The following is a 1,020-nucleotide window of genomic DNA, read 5'->3' on the forward strand; positions in this document are numbered from 1 at the left end:
AAGTGCCCCTCGTCGTTAATTCGTCGGGGGTTGGGTCCAGGCGGTGGGGTCGTTGAGGTAGAGGCCGCAGGCGCAGTCGAGGGCTTCCTCGGCGGTGCCGGCGGTGTGGCCGCTGGGTAGGAACGAGTCTTCGTATCCGTCTTTGCTGGCCAGGTAGATCGCGAAGCCCCACTGGTTGGCGTAGCCGCCGTAGCGCAGCCGGAACAGGGGCAGGGTGGCGCCGTCGGGCAGGCGGCCGTCGACGTAGGCGAACACGCCGCGGTAGCGGACCGACACCGCGGTCAGGGCGGGCCAGCGGTTGCGGGCGTGTGCGGACAGGCGTTGGCGTAGCGAGGTCTTGGTCGACTCGGGCGGAGGCTTGGCCACGATTGCCATATTGCCGCAATCGCTGCGGCGTGTCGGTGTGGGCACTGCGTGTTCGGGGTGGCAGAACGTGCCGATGCCCCCGACAAGCCCGTACCTGATCGTGCTCGATCCCGATGAACACGGCGCGCTGCAGACGTTGGCGCGTGGATCTACCGCCGAGTACCGGCTGGTGGTGCGGGCGCGGATCGTGCTGGCCGCCGCAGGCGGCGCCACGAACACCGCGAACGCGGCGCTCCACGGCGTGCACGTGGACACGGTGCGTAAGTGGCGGCGGCGGTTCTGGGCCCACCGGTTGGAGGGCCTGGCCGACGCGGACCGGCCGGGCCGGCCATCGACGTTCACCGCGATGCAGCAGGTGCAGGTCAAGGCCCTGGCGTGTGAGCTTCCGGCCGACCGCGGGGTGCCGCTGTCGCGCTGGAGCGCGGCCGAGCTGGCCGGCGAGGCGGTCACCGCCGGGATCGTCGCCGACATCTCTGCCTCCACCGTGGCCCGATGGCTGGCCGCCGACGCGATCAAGCCCTGGCGGCACCGGTCGTGGATCTTCCCGCGTGACCCGGACTTCGCCGCCAAGGCCGATGTTGTGCTCGACCTTTACTCGCGTATCTGGCAGGGTCGGCCACTCGCAGACGACGAGTTCGTGATCAGTGCGGACGA

Annotated in this window: 2 protein-coding genes; one reads left to right on the plus strand and one right to left on the minus strand. The window is 70.3% G+C overall.

Annotated elements, in window-relative coordinates; genetic code table 11:
• Window positions 1-15: 15 nt before the first annotated feature.
• Window positions 16-366, minus strand: a complete 351-nt coding sequence (locus ACNAW0_RS30435) for a hypothetical protein (protein ID WP_416291490.1) — start codon at window positions 364-366, stop codon at window positions 16-18.
• Window positions 367-439: 73 nt separating this feature from the next.
• Between ACNAW0_RS30435 and ACNAW0_RS30440 the strand changes: the two genes are divergently transcribed.
• Window positions 440-1,020 (plus strand): helix-turn-helix domain-containing protein (locus ACNAW0_RS30440; protein ID WP_416291491.1); only part of this gene is annotated, 581 nt, incomplete at its 3' end.

This window comes from Micromonospora sp. SL1-18 (assembly GCF_047921505.1).
Taxonomy (GTDB): domain Bacteria; phylum Actinomycetota; class Actinomycetes; order Mycobacteriales; family Micromonosporaceae; genus Micromonospora.